Annotated in this window: 1 protein-coding gene; it reads right to left on the bottom strand. The window is 26.1% G+C overall.

All coding sequences use genetic code 11. The annotated features are described in order from the left end of the window. Positions 1–314: 314 nt before the first annotated feature. Positions 315–597: hypothetical protein (locus MBORA_RS10760; RefSeq protein ID WP_063720086.1), on the bottom strand; the 283-nt coding region annotated here is incomplete at its 5' end.

Below are 597 nucleotides of genomic sequence, written 5' to 3'. Positions count from 1 at the left end.
TCTTTATATTCTTTCATAACCTCTTTAATTTCATCCAATTCAAGATGTCCTTCAATTTTTTTGCTATTTTTTACCATGAATATTAATTTGTAATTTATATGGTATAAACTTTTCGAGAAAAACTATAAATGGGTCTTCTAATATCACTAGTTTTGAGGTTTTCAAAATAGATTCAATTATTATAATTTCAGTTCCAGATGCTTATTATAATACCGTCATTATAGGTAATGTTACTTTAGTTGATATTAATGGTAATAAATTAAGTGAAAATGTTAATGTTACAATACATAGTGATATTAAAAACTTCGGGACTGTCAATTTGTTAGCTCTTGTTTTCGTTTTTCGATCCAGCCATCTTTTTGGTGCATTATCTGATTGAATATTCCTTCTAATGTTCTAAATTTCTTTTTGTGTGCTTTGGGCATTGTATTTCCAATGTAATTTTCTATTTGATTGTTAGTACAGTCTAGTTTTCCTTTGTGTCTTTTTTTAAGGAAGTGTATGTATTTTTTGTATTCTGGGAAGAATTTTTTCTTTAAGTATTTTGCTAGAATTGGTGGAAAGTTTATTAATTTTTCTTTTAGGAAATTGATGTAT

The organism is Methanobrevibacter oralis, from assembly GCF_001639275.1.
In the GTDB taxonomy this organism is placed as follows: Archaea; Methanobacteriota; Methanobacteria; order Methanobacteriales; family Methanobacteriaceae; genus Methanocatella; species Methanocatella oralis.
This window is presented reverse-complemented; position numbering and strand designations above follow the sequence as displayed.